This is a genomic window from uncultured Clostridium sp., from assembly GCF_963527835.1.
Lineage (GTDB): Bacteria > Bacillota > Clostridia > Clostridiales > Clostridiaceae > Clostridium.
This window is the reverse complement of the sequence record NZ_CAURTC010000023.1, coordinates 1-15784: the sequence shown is the minus strand read 5'-3', so window position 1 is coordinate 15784 and position 15784 is coordinate 1. Positions and strand designations below refer to the sequence as shown.

The 15784-nt window shown below is 27.6% G+C and carries 16 protein-coding genes and 1 tRNA gene; all 17 read left to right on the top strand.

Features of this window, described 5'->3' with window-relative positions; translation table 11 throughout:
- Nucleotides 1-78 precede the first annotated feature (78 nt).
- The 17 genes from spoVG to RYM86_RS11535 all read left to right on the top strand — a co-directional run bounded on the left by spoVG (nucleotide 79) and on the right by RYM86_RS11535 (nucleotide 15711).
- Nucleotides 79-354 carry a septation regulator SpoVG gene (gene spoVG, locus RYM86_RS11615; protein WP_315080623.1) on the top strand — a complete coding sequence of 92 codons (276 nt, stop codon included), beginning with the start codon at nucleotides 79-81 and terminating at the stop codon, nucleotides 352-354.
- Between the two features lie 187 nt (nucleotides 355-541).
- Nucleotides 542-1909: a bifunctional UDP-N-acetylglucosamine diphosphorylase/glucosamine-1-phosphate N-acetyltransferase GlmU gene (gene glmU, locus RYM86_RS11610; protein WP_315080621.1), complete on the top strand. Its 1368-nt coding sequence runs from the start codon at nucleotides 542-544 to the stop codon at nucleotides 1907-1909.
- 45 nt (nucleotides 1910-1954) lie between these two features.
- A complete protein-coding gene (locus RYM86_RS11605) occupies nucleotides 1955-2914 on the top strand; it encodes a ribose-phosphate diphosphokinase (RefSeq protein ID WP_315080619.1) in 960 nt (319 codons plus the stop codon).
- A 114-nt stretch (nucleotides 2915-3028) separates the two neighbouring features.
- Nucleotides 3029-3715, top strand: a complete 687-nt coding sequence (locus RYM86_RS11600; protein WP_315080618.1) for a response regulator transcription factor — start codon at nucleotides 3029-3031, stop codon at nucleotides 3713-3715.
- Between the two features lie 81 nt (nucleotides 3716-3796).
- Nucleotides 3797-4372: an aminoacyl-tRNA hydrolase gene (gene pth, locus RYM86_RS11595; RefSeq protein WP_315080617.1), complete on the top strand. Its 576-nt coding sequence runs from the start codon at nucleotides 3797-3799 to the stop codon at nucleotides 4370-4372.
- Between the two features lie 14 nt (nucleotides 4373-4386).
- Nucleotides 4387-7890: a transcription-repair coupling factor gene (gene mfd, locus RYM86_RS11590; RefSeq protein WP_315080616.1), complete on the top strand. Its 3504-nt coding sequence runs from the start codon at nucleotides 4387-4389 to the stop codon at nucleotides 7888-7890.
- A 134-nt stretch (nucleotides 7891-8024) separates the two neighbouring features.
- Complete coding sequence (locus tag RYM86_RS11585; protein WP_315080615.1) at nucleotides 8025-9056, top strand: peptidylprolyl isomerase; 1032 nt, start codon at nucleotides 8025-8027, stop codon at nucleotides 9054-9056.
- A 191-nt stretch (nucleotides 9057-9247) separates the two neighbouring features.
- A complete protein-coding gene (gene spoVT / locus RYM86_RS11580) occupies nucleotides 9248-9799 on the top strand; it encodes a stage V sporulation protein T (protein ID WP_315080614.1) in 552 nt (183 codons plus the stop codon).
- Nucleotides 9800-9900: 101 nt separating this feature from the next.
- A complete protein-coding gene (locus RYM86_RS11575) occupies nucleotides 9901-11436 on the top strand; it encodes a polysaccharide biosynthesis protein (protein WP_315080613.1) in 1536 nt (511 codons plus the stop codon).
- Between the two features lie 14 nt (nucleotides 11437-11450).
- Nucleotides 11451-12917, top strand: coding sequence for a nucleoside triphosphate pyrophosphohydrolase (gene mazG, locus RYM86_RS11570; RefSeq protein ID WP_315080611.1), 1467 nt, complete (start codon nucleotides 11451-11453; stop codon nucleotides 12915-12917).
- 201 nt (nucleotides 12918-13118) lie between these two features.
- Complete coding sequence (locus RYM86_RS11565; RefSeq protein WP_003374604.1) at nucleotides 13119-13397, top strand: HU family DNA-binding protein; 279 nt, start codon at nucleotides 13119-13121, stop codon at nucleotides 13395-13397.
- Between the two features lie 50 nt (nucleotides 13398-13447).
- Nucleotides 13448-13708, top strand: a complete 261-nt coding sequence (locus RYM86_RS11560; RefSeq protein WP_315080610.1) for an RNA-binding S4 domain-containing protein — start codon at nucleotides 13448-13450, stop codon at nucleotides 13706-13708.
- Between the two features lie 132 nt (nucleotides 13709-13840).
- A complete protein-coding gene (yabP, locus tag RYM86_RS11555; RefSeq protein WP_252215920.1) occupies nucleotides 13841-14134 on the top strand; it encodes a sporulation protein YabP in 294 nt (97 codons plus the stop codon).
- A 17-nt stretch (nucleotides 14135-14151) separates the two neighbouring features.
- The gene (yabQ, locus tag RYM86_RS11550) at nucleotides 14152-14544 is read left to right on the top strand and encodes a spore cortex biosynthesis protein YabQ (RefSeq protein ID WP_315080609.1); all 393 of its coding nucleotides are present in this window, start codon (nucleotides 14152-14154) and stop codon (nucleotides 14542-14544) included.
- A 78-nt stretch (nucleotides 14545-14622) separates the two neighbouring features.
- Entirely contained in the window at nucleotides 14623-14916 is a 294-nt protein-coding gene (locus RYM86_RS11545; RefSeq protein WP_315080607.1) for a septum formation initiator family protein, read from the top strand.
- 56 nt (nucleotides 14917-14972) lie between these two features.
- The gene (locus RYM86_RS11540; protein WP_003373094.1) at nucleotides 14973-15389 is read left to right on the top strand and encodes a S1 domain-containing RNA-binding protein; all 417 of its coding nucleotides are present in this window, start codon (nucleotides 14973-14975) and stop codon (nucleotides 15387-15389) included.
- A gap of 233 nt (nucleotides 15390-15622) precedes the next feature.
- Nucleotides 15623-15711: transfer RNA gene (locus RYM86_RS11535), tRNA-Leu, on the top strand.
- Nucleotides 15712-15784: the final 73 nt, after the last annotated feature.

Genomic DNA, 15784 nt, shown 5'->3' with positions numbered 1-15784 from the left:
TTTAGAAGGGATTTAAAGATTTTCGGAGAACTTAATTAAGTATAAGTATTTTTAAATGCAACTTGGAGGTGTACGAAAATGCAAATCACAGATGTGAGAATTAGAAAAATTTCTTCAGAAGGAAAAATGAAGGCAATAGTTTCTGTAACTTTTGATAACGAATTCGTAGTACATGATATTAAAGTTATTGAAGGTCAAAATGGGTTATTCATAGCTATGCCTAGCAGAAAAACTCCAACTGGAGAATTTAAAGACATCGCTCATCCAATAGTTATGGATTCAAGGGAAAAGATACAAAACGAAATTCTAAGCGCTTATGAAAAAGCTATTGAAGAACAAGACGTAGAAGAATAATAGTTTAATAATTGGGAAAAAATGAGAGGAAGATAAATACTTCCTTTTATTTTTTGTACAAATTTAAGATGCATTATATAAAACTTGAAATAAAAATTCGTTTCAAATATAATTAATTAGTATGAATTTAAAGCGTATTATTAGCGTATTTTGTTAAAAGTATGTTTGTAAATGAGGTGGGATAACAATGTATAAATGTGCCTTAGTTTTAGCGGCTGGACAAGGAAAAAGAATAAAATCAGATTTACCTAAAGTTTTACATAAAGTATGTGGAAAAGAAATGGTTAATCATGTTATAGATACGATAAGAAAAGCTGGAATACAAGATGCCAATATAATCATAGGAAAAGGAGCAGAACTTGTTAAAGAAAGAACTGAAGAAAAGAATGTGACTTATTCACTTCAATCTGAACAATTAGGAACAGGTCATGCTGTACAATGTGCATCTGAATTTTTAAAGGGTAAAAAAGGCACAGTTGCAGTTTTTACTGGAGATACTCCTTTAATTAAGGAATCTACTATTAAAAATTTATTTAATACTCATATTGAAGAAAAAAATGTAGCTACAATATTAACTGCTATTGTTGATGATCCAACAGGCTATGGAAGAATAATAAGAAGAGATAATGAAGTATTAAGAATTGTAGAACATAAAGACTGTAATGAAGAAGAACTAAAAGTTAATGAAATGAATTCTGCTATATATTGTTTTGATATAGAATTATTATATGAATCATTAAGTAAATTAAGCAATAACAACGAACAAGGTGAATATTATCTTACAGATGTTATAGAAATATTAAAATCGGCAGGACATAATATAGGAGCAGTTGTAACTGATCTTGATGAAACTATAGGGGTTAACTCTAGAGCTCAATTAGCTCAAGCTGAAGAAATACTTAAAGATAGAATAAACTTAAAACATATGGAAAATGGAGTTACATTAATAGATCCTAAAACAACATATATAGGTATTGATGTAGAAATAGGAAAAGATACTATAATATATCCTAATAATATTTTTGAAGGTAATACTATTATAGGAGAAAGATGTATAATATATCAAAACTCAAGAATAAAGGATAGTATTATAAGTAATGAAGTAGATATTCAATCTTCTGTAATTTTAGACAGTAGCATTGGCAATAATACCACTGTTGGGCCATTCGCATATATAAGACCTGAAAGTAAAATTGGAGAAAAAGCAAGAATAGGCGACTTTGTAGAAATAAAGAAATCTATTATTGGAGATGGAACAAAAGTGTCTCATTTAACCTATATAGGCGATGCTGAAGTGGGTAAAGAATGTAATTTTGGTTGTGGTACAGTAGTTGTAAATTACGATGGAAAGAAAAAATATAAAACTATTATTGGGGATCATAGCTTTATAGGATGTAATACAAACCTAGTTTCACCAGTAGAAGTAGGGGATAATACCTACATAGCAGCTGGTTCAACTATTACATCAGAAGTACAAGAAGGTGATCTTGCAGTAGCAAGAGCTAAGCAAAGGAATATTAAAGGCTGGGTAGCTAAAAAAGGATTAAAAAAATAATTTTAATATAAATTAGCCAAAATTTTAAGGAGGTCTTCTTATATTATGATAAGCCATGAAAGAAATATAAAAGTTTTTACTGGAAATTCAAACTGTAAATTAGCACAAGATATAGCAGATATATTAGGTGTACCAGTAGGAAAATCAAAGGTATCAACTTTTAGTGATGGAGAAATATCTGTTGATATTAATGAAACTGTAAGAGGTACTGATGTATTTATTGTACAATCAACATGTTCTCCTGTTAATAATAATTTAATGGAATTATTAATAATGATAGATGCGTTTAAAAGAGCATCAGCAGGTAGAATAACAGCAGTTATTCCTTACTATGGATATGCAAGACAAGATAGAAAAGCGAAAGCTAGAGATCCAATTACGGCAAAACTAGTTGCTGATTTAGTAACAGCAGCTGGAGCACATAGAGTTTTGACTATGGATTTACATGCATCGCAAATTCAAGGGTATTTCAACATACCAGTTGATCATTTATTAGGAGCACCTATATTAGCTAAACACTTTATAGCAAAAGGATTAGCAGAACAAGATGATGTGGTTGTAGTATCACCAGACCTAGGAAGTGTAACAAGAGCAAGAAAATTCGCAGATAATCTTCATGCTCCAATAGCGATTATAGATAAAAGAAGACCTAAAGCGAATGTTTCGGAAATTATGAATATTATTGGTGAAGTTGAAGGAAAAAGATGTATATTAATTGATGATATGATAGATACAGCAGGAACTATATCAAATGCAGCTAATGCCCTTAAAGAATTAGGTGCTAAAAATGTTTATGCATGCTGTACTCATGGAGTTTTATCAGGACCAGCATATGAAAGATTAGACAAGTCTGCAATTGAAGAACTAGTATTATTAAATACTATTCCAGTAGATGTAGAAATGGAAAATATGAAGATTACTGCTCTTTCTGTTGCTCCACTATTTGCAGAAGCTATTAAAAGAATATACGATGATGAACCAATAAGTAAATTATTTGAAGTGTAATCTTGTATACATATAATAAAACCTCCTATGAGCATATCATGGGAGGTTTATTAACATGTGTTTAATAAGATTTAATATGCTTGTAAGTAATCTAAAAAAAGGAGTAATTTTTTTATGGATAAATCTTTTGGAAAGGTTTTAATTATAAATAATGATATATATAGCAATGAGTTAATGGATAATTATTTAAAATTATCAGGTTATAGAATAAAAATAGTGTTAGATGGAAATGATGCTAAAAGTGTATTTTTAAAATATGCCCCTAATATAATTTTGTTAGATTTACTTACAAAAAATTTTAACGGTATGGATTTCTTAAAATGGATAAGAAAACAAAGTAATATTCCTATTATAGTAGTTACAAGTAATAATTGTCTTTTTGATAAGGTTTTAGCATTTGATATAGGTGCAGATGATTATATTTTAAAGCCATTTAAAGCAGAAGAACTACTTGCTAGAATGAAGGCTATTATGAGAAGATGCAGCATAGAAAGTAATAAAACAGATATAATATCTATATCTGATTTATCAGTAAATTTAAGTACTTATGAAGTTCTTTTTAAAGGAAATACTATTAATTTACCACCAAAGGAATTTGAATTATTAGTTTTTCTTATAAATAATCCTAATAAGGTTTTTACAAGAAAAGAGCTATTAGATGAAATATGGGGAAATGATTATAAGAGTGATTGTAGAACTATAGATGTTCATATTAAAAGATTAAGAGAAAAATTCGAACCAAATGAAAATTATAAAATAGTAACACTTTGGAGAAAAGGGTATAGATTTCAAACAAAATAATTAAATATATGAAATATATTATTATTTAGTATAATAGAAGATAAATTAGTATAATTAAAAGATACGCAAAGGAGAAGAAATATGTTTTTAATAGTTGGACTTGGAAACCCGGGAAGTAAATACGATAATACAAGACATAATATTGGATTTGAAGTTATTGATAACATTTCAAGTGAGTATAATATTGATATAAATAGGCAAAAATTTAAAGGTGTATATGGTGAAGGATTTATAGCTAATAATAAGGTTATTTTATTAAAACCAACCACATATATGAACTTAAGTGGAGATAGCATAAGAGAAGTAGCTAACTTTTATAAAATAAGTAATGAAAATATTATAGTTGTATATGATGATATAAGTTTAGATATAGGAAGATTAAGAATAAGAGAAAAAGGCAGTGCAGGCGGCCATAATGGTATAAAGAGCATAATAGCAAATTTATCAACTGATGTTTTTCCAAGGATTAAAGTGGGTGTTGGACAACCTAATGATAATTTAGTTGATTATGTTTTAGGAAAATTCTCAAAAGAAGAAAAAGAAGTATTAAAAGAAAGCATTGAAGCAGCAACAAATTCAGTTGAAGAAATAATAAAACAAGATGTAAATTCAGCTATGAACAAATTTAATGGATTCAAGGCTAATAAAAGTATTTAAGGATGGTGTATAAGATGAGATTAAAAGGGTTATTAGAGCCCTTAGAAACTGGTATTGAGTTACAAAAAATATTGAAATCTATTAATGAAAAAACTTATCCAGTAGGTATATATGGGTTATCAGATTCAGGAAAATCGTACATGATAGATGGAATATTTGAAAATATTGAAAAATCTATTGTTATTGTTACTCAAAGTGATATGGAAGCTAAGAATCTTTATGAAGATTTAATTTTATATACTAATGAAGTATATTATTTTCCAGTAAAAGAAACGGTTTTTTATAACATAGATGCTATATCAGGTGATTTAAGATGGGCAAGATTAAATGTAATAAATGAAATATTAAATAATAAAAATAAAAAAATAGTAATAACGTCTATAGATTCATTTATGGCAACTTATGCTCCTCATAAATTATTCACTAAATATAGTATGACTATAAAACAAGGTACTGAGATTAATTTTAATGAAATGTCTTTAAAATTAATTGAAAGTGGATATGAGAGAGTGGAAATAGTTGAGTCAAAGGGTCAATTTTCTGTAAGAGGAGGAATATTAGATATATTCCCAACATGTTCAACTTATCCTTATAGAGTTGAACTTTTTGGAGATGAAGTAGAATCTATTAGAACTTTTAATTCTGAATCTCAAAGAAGTATAGATAAAGTTAAATCTTTTAAGGTATTTCCTGCAAAAGAGATAATAGTATCTCAAGAATCAATGGCTAAAGCAAAAGAATTAATTTTAAATGAATTTAAAGAAATTTCTTTAGATAATAAAGAAAAAGAAAGAATAGAAAAATTAGAAAAGGTAGTTAAATCTAATATAGAATCACTTGAAGAAAATTTAACATTTGAAACTATAGATAGTTATTTACCTTATTTTTATGATGAAATAGAAAGCTTTTTTGATTATTTTAAAAATTATTTATTTATAATGAATGATGTTAAAAGATGTAAAGGTAAACTAGAATCATCTTACTTAGAGTTTGCGGAAAACTTTACTTCATTTCTTGAAAGAGGAGATATACTTCCAGGTCAAGAAAAGTTATTAATTAATGAACATGATACATTAGATAAATTTGAGGAATTAGACATACTTTTCCTTGAAACTTTAAATAATACAGAAAAATTTCTAAGGCCTTTTAAAAGTATAGAATTAAAACAAACAACGTTAAGCAATTATCAGGGACAATTAGATATACTAATAGAAGATATCTTAGACAAAAAATCAAAGGGATATAAAACAGTAATATTATCTGGTACTAAAGTCAGAGGAGAAAGACTTGTAGATACCTTAAGAGATAGAGGTGTTGAAAGTTCTTATAAAGATAAGATAGAGGAAATACAATTTGGAGAAGTTATAATAACTTGTGGTAATCAATTAAAGGGATTTGAATATCCAGAATATAAAGTGTGTGTTATATCAGATAAAGAAGTATTTGGTGAAGCAAAGAGAAAGCTAAAGCCAAAGAATAAAAAGAAAAAGGGTATATCTAAAATAAAAAGCTTTAATGAATTGAAGCCAGGAGATTATGTAGTTCATGTAAATCATGGAATAGGAGTTTATAAGGGAATCAAACAGATAGATGTATCTGGTCATAAGAGAGACTATCTAGATATTGTATATGACAAAGGTGATAAACTATATGTTCCAGTAGAACAACTTGATTTAATTCAAAAATACATTGGTAGTGAAGGTAAATCTCCTAAAGTTACGAAACTTGGTGGAGCTGAATGGCAAAAGGCTAAGGCAAAAGTTAGAAAATCAATTAATGATATTGCAGAAGATTTAGTGAAGTTATATGCTACTAGATCTACAATAAAGGGTCATAAATTTAGTAAAGATACTCAATGGCAAAGACAATTTGAAGATGAGTTTCCATTTGAAGAAACACCGGATCAATTAACTTCATTAGAAGAGATAAAGAAAGACATGGAATCTGATAAAGTTATGGATAGATTACTTTGTGGTGATGTTGGATATGGAAAAACAGAAGTAGCCTTAAGGGCAGCATTTAAAGCTGTTATGGATGGAAAGCAAGTTGCTTTACTAGTTCCAACAACCATTTTGGCTGAACAACATTATAAAAATATGAAAAAGAGATTTTCTGATTTCCCAATTAAGATAGATATGGTTAGTAGATTTAGGACAGCTAAAGAACAAAAAGTTACAATACAAAGATTAAAAGAGGGAAATGTAGATATTTTAGTTGGTACTCATAAATTAGTATCAAAAGATATACAATTTAAGGATTTAGGATTGCTTATAGTAGATGAAGAACAACGATTTGGAGTATCTCAAAAGGAAAAAATTAAGAATATAAAGAAAAATGTAGATGTTTTAACATTAAGTGCGACACCTATTCCTAGAACACTGCATATGTCATTAACTGGTGCTAGAGATATATCTGTAATAGAGACTCCCCCAGAAGAGAGATATCCTGTTCAAACATATGTTGTAGAGCAAAATGACCAACTTATAAGAGACGCAATATTAAGAGAAATTGGTAGGAATGGTCAAGTCTATTTTGTTTATAATAGAGTAGAAGATATAAATGAAATGGCTAGATATGTCCAAGAATTAGTGCCAGAGAGTAAGGTTTCAGTTACGCATGGACAAATGACAGAAAGACAATTAGAAAAAGAAATGATTTCATTTATGGATCAAGAATCTAATGTTTTAGTTTGTACTACAATAATAGAAACTGGAATAGATATTCCTAATGTAAATACTATAATAGTTTATAACTCTGATAAGATGGGATTATCCCAACTTTATCAATTAAGGGGAAGAGTTGGTAGATCGAATAGAATTGCATATGCATATTTGTTATATACTAAGGATAAAGTATTAACTGAAGTTGCGGAAAAGAGACTTAAAGCATTAAAAGATTTTACTGAATTAGGTTCAGGGTTTAAAATAGCCATGAGAGACTTAGAAATAAGAGGAGCTGGAAACATTATGGGTTCATCTCAACATGGTCATATGGCATCTGTAGGTTATGACTTATATTGTAGAATGCTTGAAGATACTATTAAGTTAATTAAAGGTGATATATCTAAAGAACCTATTGAAACTACTGTAGAAATTAAAATTGATGCATTTATATCTGAAAATTATATTGAAGATGAAATTCAAAAAATAGAAATATATAAGAAAATAGCTGCTATAGAAGATATAGAAGACTATAATGATATAAAAGAAGAATTAGAGGATAGATATTCTAAAATACCTGAGCCGGTGCATAATTTAATGGATATAGCTTATATAAAAAGTATAGCTAAAAAGTTATTTATAGAAGAGATAAAAGAAATGCCAAAAGAAATAAAATTTAGATTTGCAAGTGGTGAAGATGAATATAAAAAGTTATTTAAGATACTTATGGAGAATTATAAAGAAAATATAATTCTTAAATTTGGAACTGAACCATATTTTTCATTTAGAACACAAGATATGAAAAAAGGGGATAAATTGGAATTTTTAAAGAAAATCTTAGGAAAATTAGAATCTTAAATTTAAAGACTTATACAATGAATTAACATTTTAATAAAAAAGTAATATAAACGGTTTGAATTGTGAAAATAATATTGTTATACTAATATTAGAATTTTTTAGGCTAAAATTTACAAAAAAGTGAGGGAAAAATTTTGAATAAAATAAAGAAAATTGTTGCGTCTGTAGTAGTAGCTACACTTGCATTTTCAATTGTTGGTTGTAAGATGATTGAAAAGACACCAGAATCTATAAAAAATACAGTTCTTGCAACAGTAGGAAAAGAAAAAATAACCCAAGGCGATTTAGATAGAGACTTAAAATCAATTACAGAATCTCTAAAAGAAAAATATGGAGAAAACTATGAAAGTAATGCTGATATAAAAGATCAATTAAAGGAATTAAAAACACAATATTTAAATGCTATAGTTAATGAAAAAGTAATATTAGCTAAATCAGCAGAATTAAATTTAAGACCTAGTGATGAGGAATTAAATAAAGAAGTAGATGAAGCAGTAAGTTATTATAAAACTGCGTATCAAACAGAAGAACAATACAATACGTTTTTAGAGCAAAATGGATTCACTGAAGATGAGTTTAAAGAATATCAAAAGAATCAAGCAGTAGTAAGATATGTATATGAAGACATGGTTAAGGACGTAGAAGTCAATGATGATGATATACAAAAATATTACGATGAAAATAAGGATACTCAATTCTCAATTCCAGGAGAAATTGATTTTGATAAATCTTTACAAGAAGCTAATGAAATAAAAAGTCAATTAGATGATGGAGCAGATTTTGCAGAAGTTGCTAATGAAAAATCACAAGATCCAGGTACTAAAGGCAACGGCGGTTCTTTAGGATTTATAGAATATTCATCAACTAAATATGTTAAAGAATTCATGGATGGATTTAAAGATTTAAAAGAAGGCGAAATTTCACAACCAATAAAGAGTCAATTTGGTTATCATATAATTAAAGTAACTGGTGTAAAAGAGGATGGTGCAGAAGTAGCTCATATCTTAATTGCAGATAAAGGTGAAGGTACAGTAACACCTTTAGAGGACGTTAAAGAAGATATTAGAGGTGAATTATTACAAAAGAAACAAAGTGATGTATTTAATGAAAAGATTGAAGAATGGAAAAAAGAAGTTGGCGTGAAAATACACGATAAAAACTTATAATATTATATTAAATCATAAAAATGCTTCTAAATAAGTAATTTAATTACTTATTAGAAGCATTTTTTTTATTTATTAATACTAAAAATAATATCTTATATAAAAATTGACTATAAGTGTATAAAATTTCTAAGAAATCAAATAATAATATTGCAATTAGAATTATTGAAATTTTAAAGGAGGTTAAATAACCAATGAAGGCAACAGGCATTGTTAGAAGAATTGATGATTTAGGAAGAGTAGTAATTCCAAAGGAAATAAGAAGAACTTTAAGGATAAGAGAAGGGGATCCACTTGAAATATTTACAGATAGAGAAGGAGGAGTAATATTAAAGAAATATTCTCCAATAGGTGAATTAACTGACTTCTCAAGAGAATATGCTGAAAGCTTACAACAAGCTATAGGTCATATAGTATTAATAGCAGACAAAGATGCGTTTATTTCAGCTAGTGGAACACCTAAAAAAGATTACATAGAAAGAAAAATAAGCTCAGAATTAGAAGAAGTTATGGATGGAAGAAAAACAGTAATGTTAGATAAAAGTCAAAACGTTGTTATTCCATTACATAATGATGATGATGAAAGCAAATATGTAAATCAAGTTATTTCTCCAATATTATCAGAAGGAGATGCTATAGGTACAGTAATTATCTTGTCTAAAGAAGACGGAGAGACATTAGGAGAAGTAGAATTAAAATTGGCAGAAACAGCTGCAACATTTTTAGGAAAACAAATGGAACAATAGAGATTACATAAATAATTTTCTATTTGATAAAAATAAGAGTCATAATACCTTCAAATTTACAATAAAAATTATTAGTATAACTTGAAGTTTGGAGGTATTTTATGAAAAAGCAATCCTTAATAAAAGGAAGTTTAATTCTTGGAATTGCAGGAATATTAACAAGATTTTTGGGATTATTCTTTAGATGGCCATTAATAATGTTAATTGGAGATGAAGGAATAGGCTATTATCAAATGTCATATCCTTTATATATGTTTTTTGTAGCAATAGCATCAGGAATTCCTATAGCAATATCAAAAATGATTTCTGAAAATAATGCAATGGATGACATAAATGGAATTTTTGAAATTATGAAAGAATCAGCAATATTAATGGCTATTTTAGGGACAGGCACAACTTTTGCACTATTTTTCTTTGCTAAACCTATTATTAGTTTTTTGAAATGGGACCCTAAGGCGTATTATTCTCTTATAGGAATTTCTTTTGCACCTGTTATAATATCCTTTATAACCATTTTTAGGGGTTTCTTTCAAGGATTACAGAATATGTCCCCATCAGCTACATCACAACTTATAGAGCAGATTGGGAGAATTATATTTGGTGTAGGATTAGCAGTAATATTATTACCTAGAGGAATAGAATATTCAGCTGGAGGAGCTGCTTTTGGAGCAACAGCAGGTGCTATAATGGCTGGGATATATTTATTTAGTAAGTACAGAAAAGTTAAAAAAGAATATGGAATAAAAAAAGTAAAAACTAATCCAGATGTTTTAAGTAATATATTAAGAATAGCAATTCCAATATCATTAGGTGCAACAGTTGGAAGTATAATGGGACTTATAGATTCAATTGTAGTACCACAAAAGTTATTAGAAGCAGGCTTTACTAATATGCAAAGTACTGTTTTATATGCTCAATTGACAGGAAAAGCATCTGTAATAGTTAATGTGCCATTAACTTTATCAATGGCATTATGCATATCTTTAATACCTATTATTGCAGAAAACTTTATTCTTAAGAATCATGTTGAAGTAAAAAGAAAAATAAATATGTCTATGAAAATGTCTGCTGTAATAGCGATACCTTGTATGTTTGGAATATTCTTTTTAGCTGAACCTATTATGAGACTTATATTCCCAGGAAGATTTGCAGGAGCAGAAATATTAAAATATCTATCTCTATCAATTCCTTTTATAATTTTAACTCAGACTACAACATCTATCTTACAAGGTACAGATAATTATATATTGCCAGTAATTAATTTGTTTATAGGTTGCTTTATAAAGGGAGTTTTAACATGGATTTTAGTACCTATAAAAGCATTTAATATTTATGGAGCAGTTATTGCAAGCATAACTGCTTACTTAGTTTCTTCTATATTGAATCTAATAGCCATGAAGTGGAAGCTGAAGATTAAGCTTAATGTATATGAAATATTAATAAAGCCAGCATATGCATCAACTTTAATGATGATATTAGTATTAATAAGCTATAATTATATTTATAAAAGTACAATAAGTAATGGTATATCTTGCTTAATATCTATATTTTTAGGTATTATAGTGTATATAATATTAATAATGTTACTTAAAGTATTTAAAATAGAAGAAATAAAAAGTAGATTTAGAAGAAACTAAAAAGGAGATTCCAAATGATTAAGATAGTAGGATTAGGCCCAGGAGCTAAAGAAGCTTTAACAATAGGTTGCATAGAAGAATTAAAGAATTGTAAAAATATTTTTTTGAGAACTGAGAAACATCCAACAGTAGAATATTTAACAGAAAATAATGTTGAATTTAAAACTTATGACTATATCTATGATACTGAAGAAAGTTTTGATGAAGTTTATTTCAATATAGCAAATGATATTATAAATAAATATAAGCAGTCTGGTGAATTAGTATATGCTGTACCAGGACACCCATTAGTAGCTGAAAAATCAGTATTTAATTTAATGGAGTTATGTAAAAAAGAAAATATAGCTTATAAAGTCATTCCAGCTGTTAGTTTTATTGATGCTATGATGGAAAGTTTAGCAATAGACCCAATAGAGGGTTTGAAAGTAATAGATGCTTTTGATATAAATAATCAAATATTAGATAAAAGAATTGGAACTATAATTACTCAAGTATATAATCCACTTATAGCTTCTGAAGTAAAGCTAAGATTATTGCAACAATATGATGATGAAACTGAAATAGTATATGTAAGGGCAGCAGGGATAATTGGAGAAGAAAGTATTAGAAAAATTCCACTGTATGAATTAGATATGCAAGAAGATATAGATTACTTAACTTCAGTATATATACCAAAAGATTTAAATAACAAAAAAGATTTTTATGATTTATTAGAAACTGTAGAAGTTCTTAGAGGCGAAAATGGTTGTCCTTGGGATAAAGAACAAACTCATGAATCAATAAAAAATTCATTGATAGAAGAGAGCTATGAAGTAGTAGATGCAATAAATAATGAAGATGATGATTCTTTAATTGAAGAATTAGGTGATGTTTTATTTCAAGTAGTATTTCATTCATCAATAGGCCAAGAAGAAGGTTATTTTAATATAAATGATGTAGTTAAGGCTATTTGTGATAAGATGATTTATAGACATCCTCATGTATTTAAGAATTTAAAGTATGTTAATTCATCTAAAGATGTACTTGAAAAATGGGATGAACTTAAGAAATCAGAAAAAGGATACGAAACATTAACAGAAGAAATGAATGGAATAGCAAAATCACTTCCTTCTCTTTTAAGAGCTTATAAGGTTCAAAAGAAGGCAAAAAGAGTAGGATTTGATTGGGATGATGTGAGTTTTGCGTTTGAAAAGGTAGATGAAGAATTAAAAGAAGTAAAAGATGCATATATTAGTGAGAATAAGGAAAATATAGAAAATGAAATTGGTGATTTATTATTTTCATGTGTAAATGTAGCTAGATTTTTAGATGTAGATGGAGAAGAAGCACTAAACTCAACAATCAATAAGTTCATTTCAAGATTCTCATATATTGAAAAAAAGGCATTAGAAAAAAATTTAAATTTAAATGAAATGTCTTTAGAAGATATGGATATATTATGGGAAGAAGCAAAAAAACTAAATAAAAGTGTAATAAAATAAAGGATTTATTTAGTTTTTGAAGAATAATTATTAAAGAACTATATTACAATATTTATTATAGAAAGAGTATATGTGTTAATAAGTTATTTTTATATAGACGACTAGGCACATAGGATATATAATAAAGAGGTGTAATTTAGTACATATATGAAATAGTTAGACAATTAAATGTTATAACTTTATTTTGAGGAGGATGTAATTGTGAATAAAGCAGAATTAATAACTAGTATGGCTGAAAAAAGTAAATTAACTAAAAAAGATGCGGAATTAGCTTTAAAATCTTTTATTGAAAGCGTAGAAGAAGCATTAGAATCTGGTGAAAAAGTGCAACTAGTTGGCTTCGGTACTTTTGAAACAAGAGAAAGAGCAGCTAGAGAAGGAAGAAATCCTAGAACTAAAGAAGTGATCAATATACCAGCAACAACAGTACCAGTATTTAAACCAGGAAAAGAATTCAAAGATAAGGTTAATAATAAATAGAAAAAATATGAACCCGAGTTTTCTCGGGTTCTTTTAACAAGGGAGAAATTATGAGATTAGATAAATATCTAAAGGTTTCAAGAATAATAAAAAGAAGAACTGTAGCTAAAGAAGCTTGTGAAAGTGGAAGAGTATCAATAAATGGAAAAGTTGTAAAGCCATCTACAGATATAAAAGAAGATGACATAATAGAAATAACTTTTGCAAATAGAACATTAAAAGCTAAAATAGTTAATATTAAAGAACATGTAAGAAAAGAAGATGCAAAAGAAATGTATGTAATTATTGAAGGACAAGAAGATAAAGAGTAGTCTAGATAAGTGTTTATCAAAGGCTACTCTTTAAATCTATAATCTTATAAGGCAAATAAAAAAATTACTAATGAATAAATTAAAATATATCTTCATATATTGTATAAGATAAAGTATATGGGGGAATTTATTATGGAGAATAAAGATGAAAATAAGCTCAATGATAGAAATTCTAATTTATCTTTAGAAAATAGACAGAAGTTAATATTAAGTGGTGTTATAGAGGTTATAAGTTTTGATAGTCAAAAAATAGATTTAACAACTGTTTTAGGCAATCTAAGTATTAAAGGTTCAGATTTAAAGATGAATAAGTTAGACGTTAAAAATGGTGATGTGATAATAAATGGTAGTATTGATTCTATGGTTTACAATGGAAAAGAAGTAAAGAAGAGCAAGGAAAGTATAATTTCTAGGCTATTTAAATAATTAGAGAGGTATATTGAATGCCGTTAACTTTAACAATGCAGTTTAATCTTCTTATGTATAGTGTTATAGCAGGACTTATAACAGGTTTTTTATTTGATATATATAGAGGTATAAGAGGGTTAAGCTCAATAAAAATAATTACAGTTATCGAAGACATTCTTTTTTGGGTACTTACTGCTCTAATTATATTTACTTTCTTATTGTATACTAATTATGCATTTTTAACTCCGTATGTTTATATATTCATCATTATATCACTTTTAATATACTTAAAATTTATAAGTAGTTATTTCTATTCATTAGAACAGTTAGTGATAAAAAAAATAAATACTTTTTTTAGAATAATTTTTAAGAACCTTATATATCCAATAAAAATAGTATTTTACAAAGTAATTGATAAAAGTAAATAGCGCAAAAAAATTACTTGAATAATACCTTTAGAGTGTTTACAATATAAATAAGAGAATTTGAAAATAGAGGTTCTGCAAATGAAAAAGTTAACATTTAGGAACATAATAATAATGGTATTACTTAGTATATTTGTTTTTAGTTATGTTAGACAACAATTGACAATTAACAGAATAGGAAAACAACTTAATGAAAAACAGCTTCAACTTGATGAAATAACTAAAAAAAATAATAGGCTTTCAGATGAAGTAGAAAAGATTGATTCTGGTTCAGATGAATATCTTGAAAAATTAGCTAGGGAAAGACTTGGAATGATAAAACCAGGTGAAAAAGTAATTAACAGTTCTGAACAAACATCAAATTCTGAAAAATAGTTTTTAATAATATTATAATATATATTTTTATATTTTTAAGGAGGAAACTTTTAAACATGACCTTAGAGGCAGGAAACATATTAGAAGGTATAGTAGTAAACATTACAAATTTTGGTGCTTTTATTGAAGTGGAAGGCAAAACTGGATTAGTTCATATTTCAGAAGTTGCAGATTCTTACGTAAAAGACATTAGAGAACATCTTAAAGAACAAGATAAAGTTAAAGTTAAAGTTATCTCAATAGATGACAATGGAAAGATTAGTCTTTCAATAAAACAAGCGAATATTCAAAAAAAATCAGTAAAGCCAGTTGAAATTGATTGGAACTCAAATACTGAAAAGAAGAAAAATGGTTCAGGCAATTTTGAAGACATAATGTCTAGATTTTTAAAAGACAGTGAAGAAAGAATGCAAGATGTAAAAAAACATCAAGAATTCAAAGGCAAAGGTGCCAAGAAATGCCCAGCCAAATAATTAAGTAAATTAAAGAATATATAATAATTAACTTTAAGTTGAATTATTAGATCTGAGTTTATTATGTTATATAAAGCCCTTATAAACAGGTTTTAATGCCTATTTATAAGGCGTTTTTTATGTTATTAGGATAAAATTTTGAAAAAAAATAAAAAAATATCAAATATATGTTGACAGTGTAGAATGTATACAGTATAATAAATTTTGTCGTTAGGAAATAACCTAACTGGTAAGCCGAAGTGGCGGAACTGGCAGACGCACAGGACTTAAAATCCTGCGGTGGTTAAACACCGTACCGGTTCGATTCCGGTCTTCGGCACCAAAAACAAATTAATATAATATCGCGGGGTGGAGCAGCTGGTAGCTCGTCGGGCTCATAACCCGAAGGTCGTAGG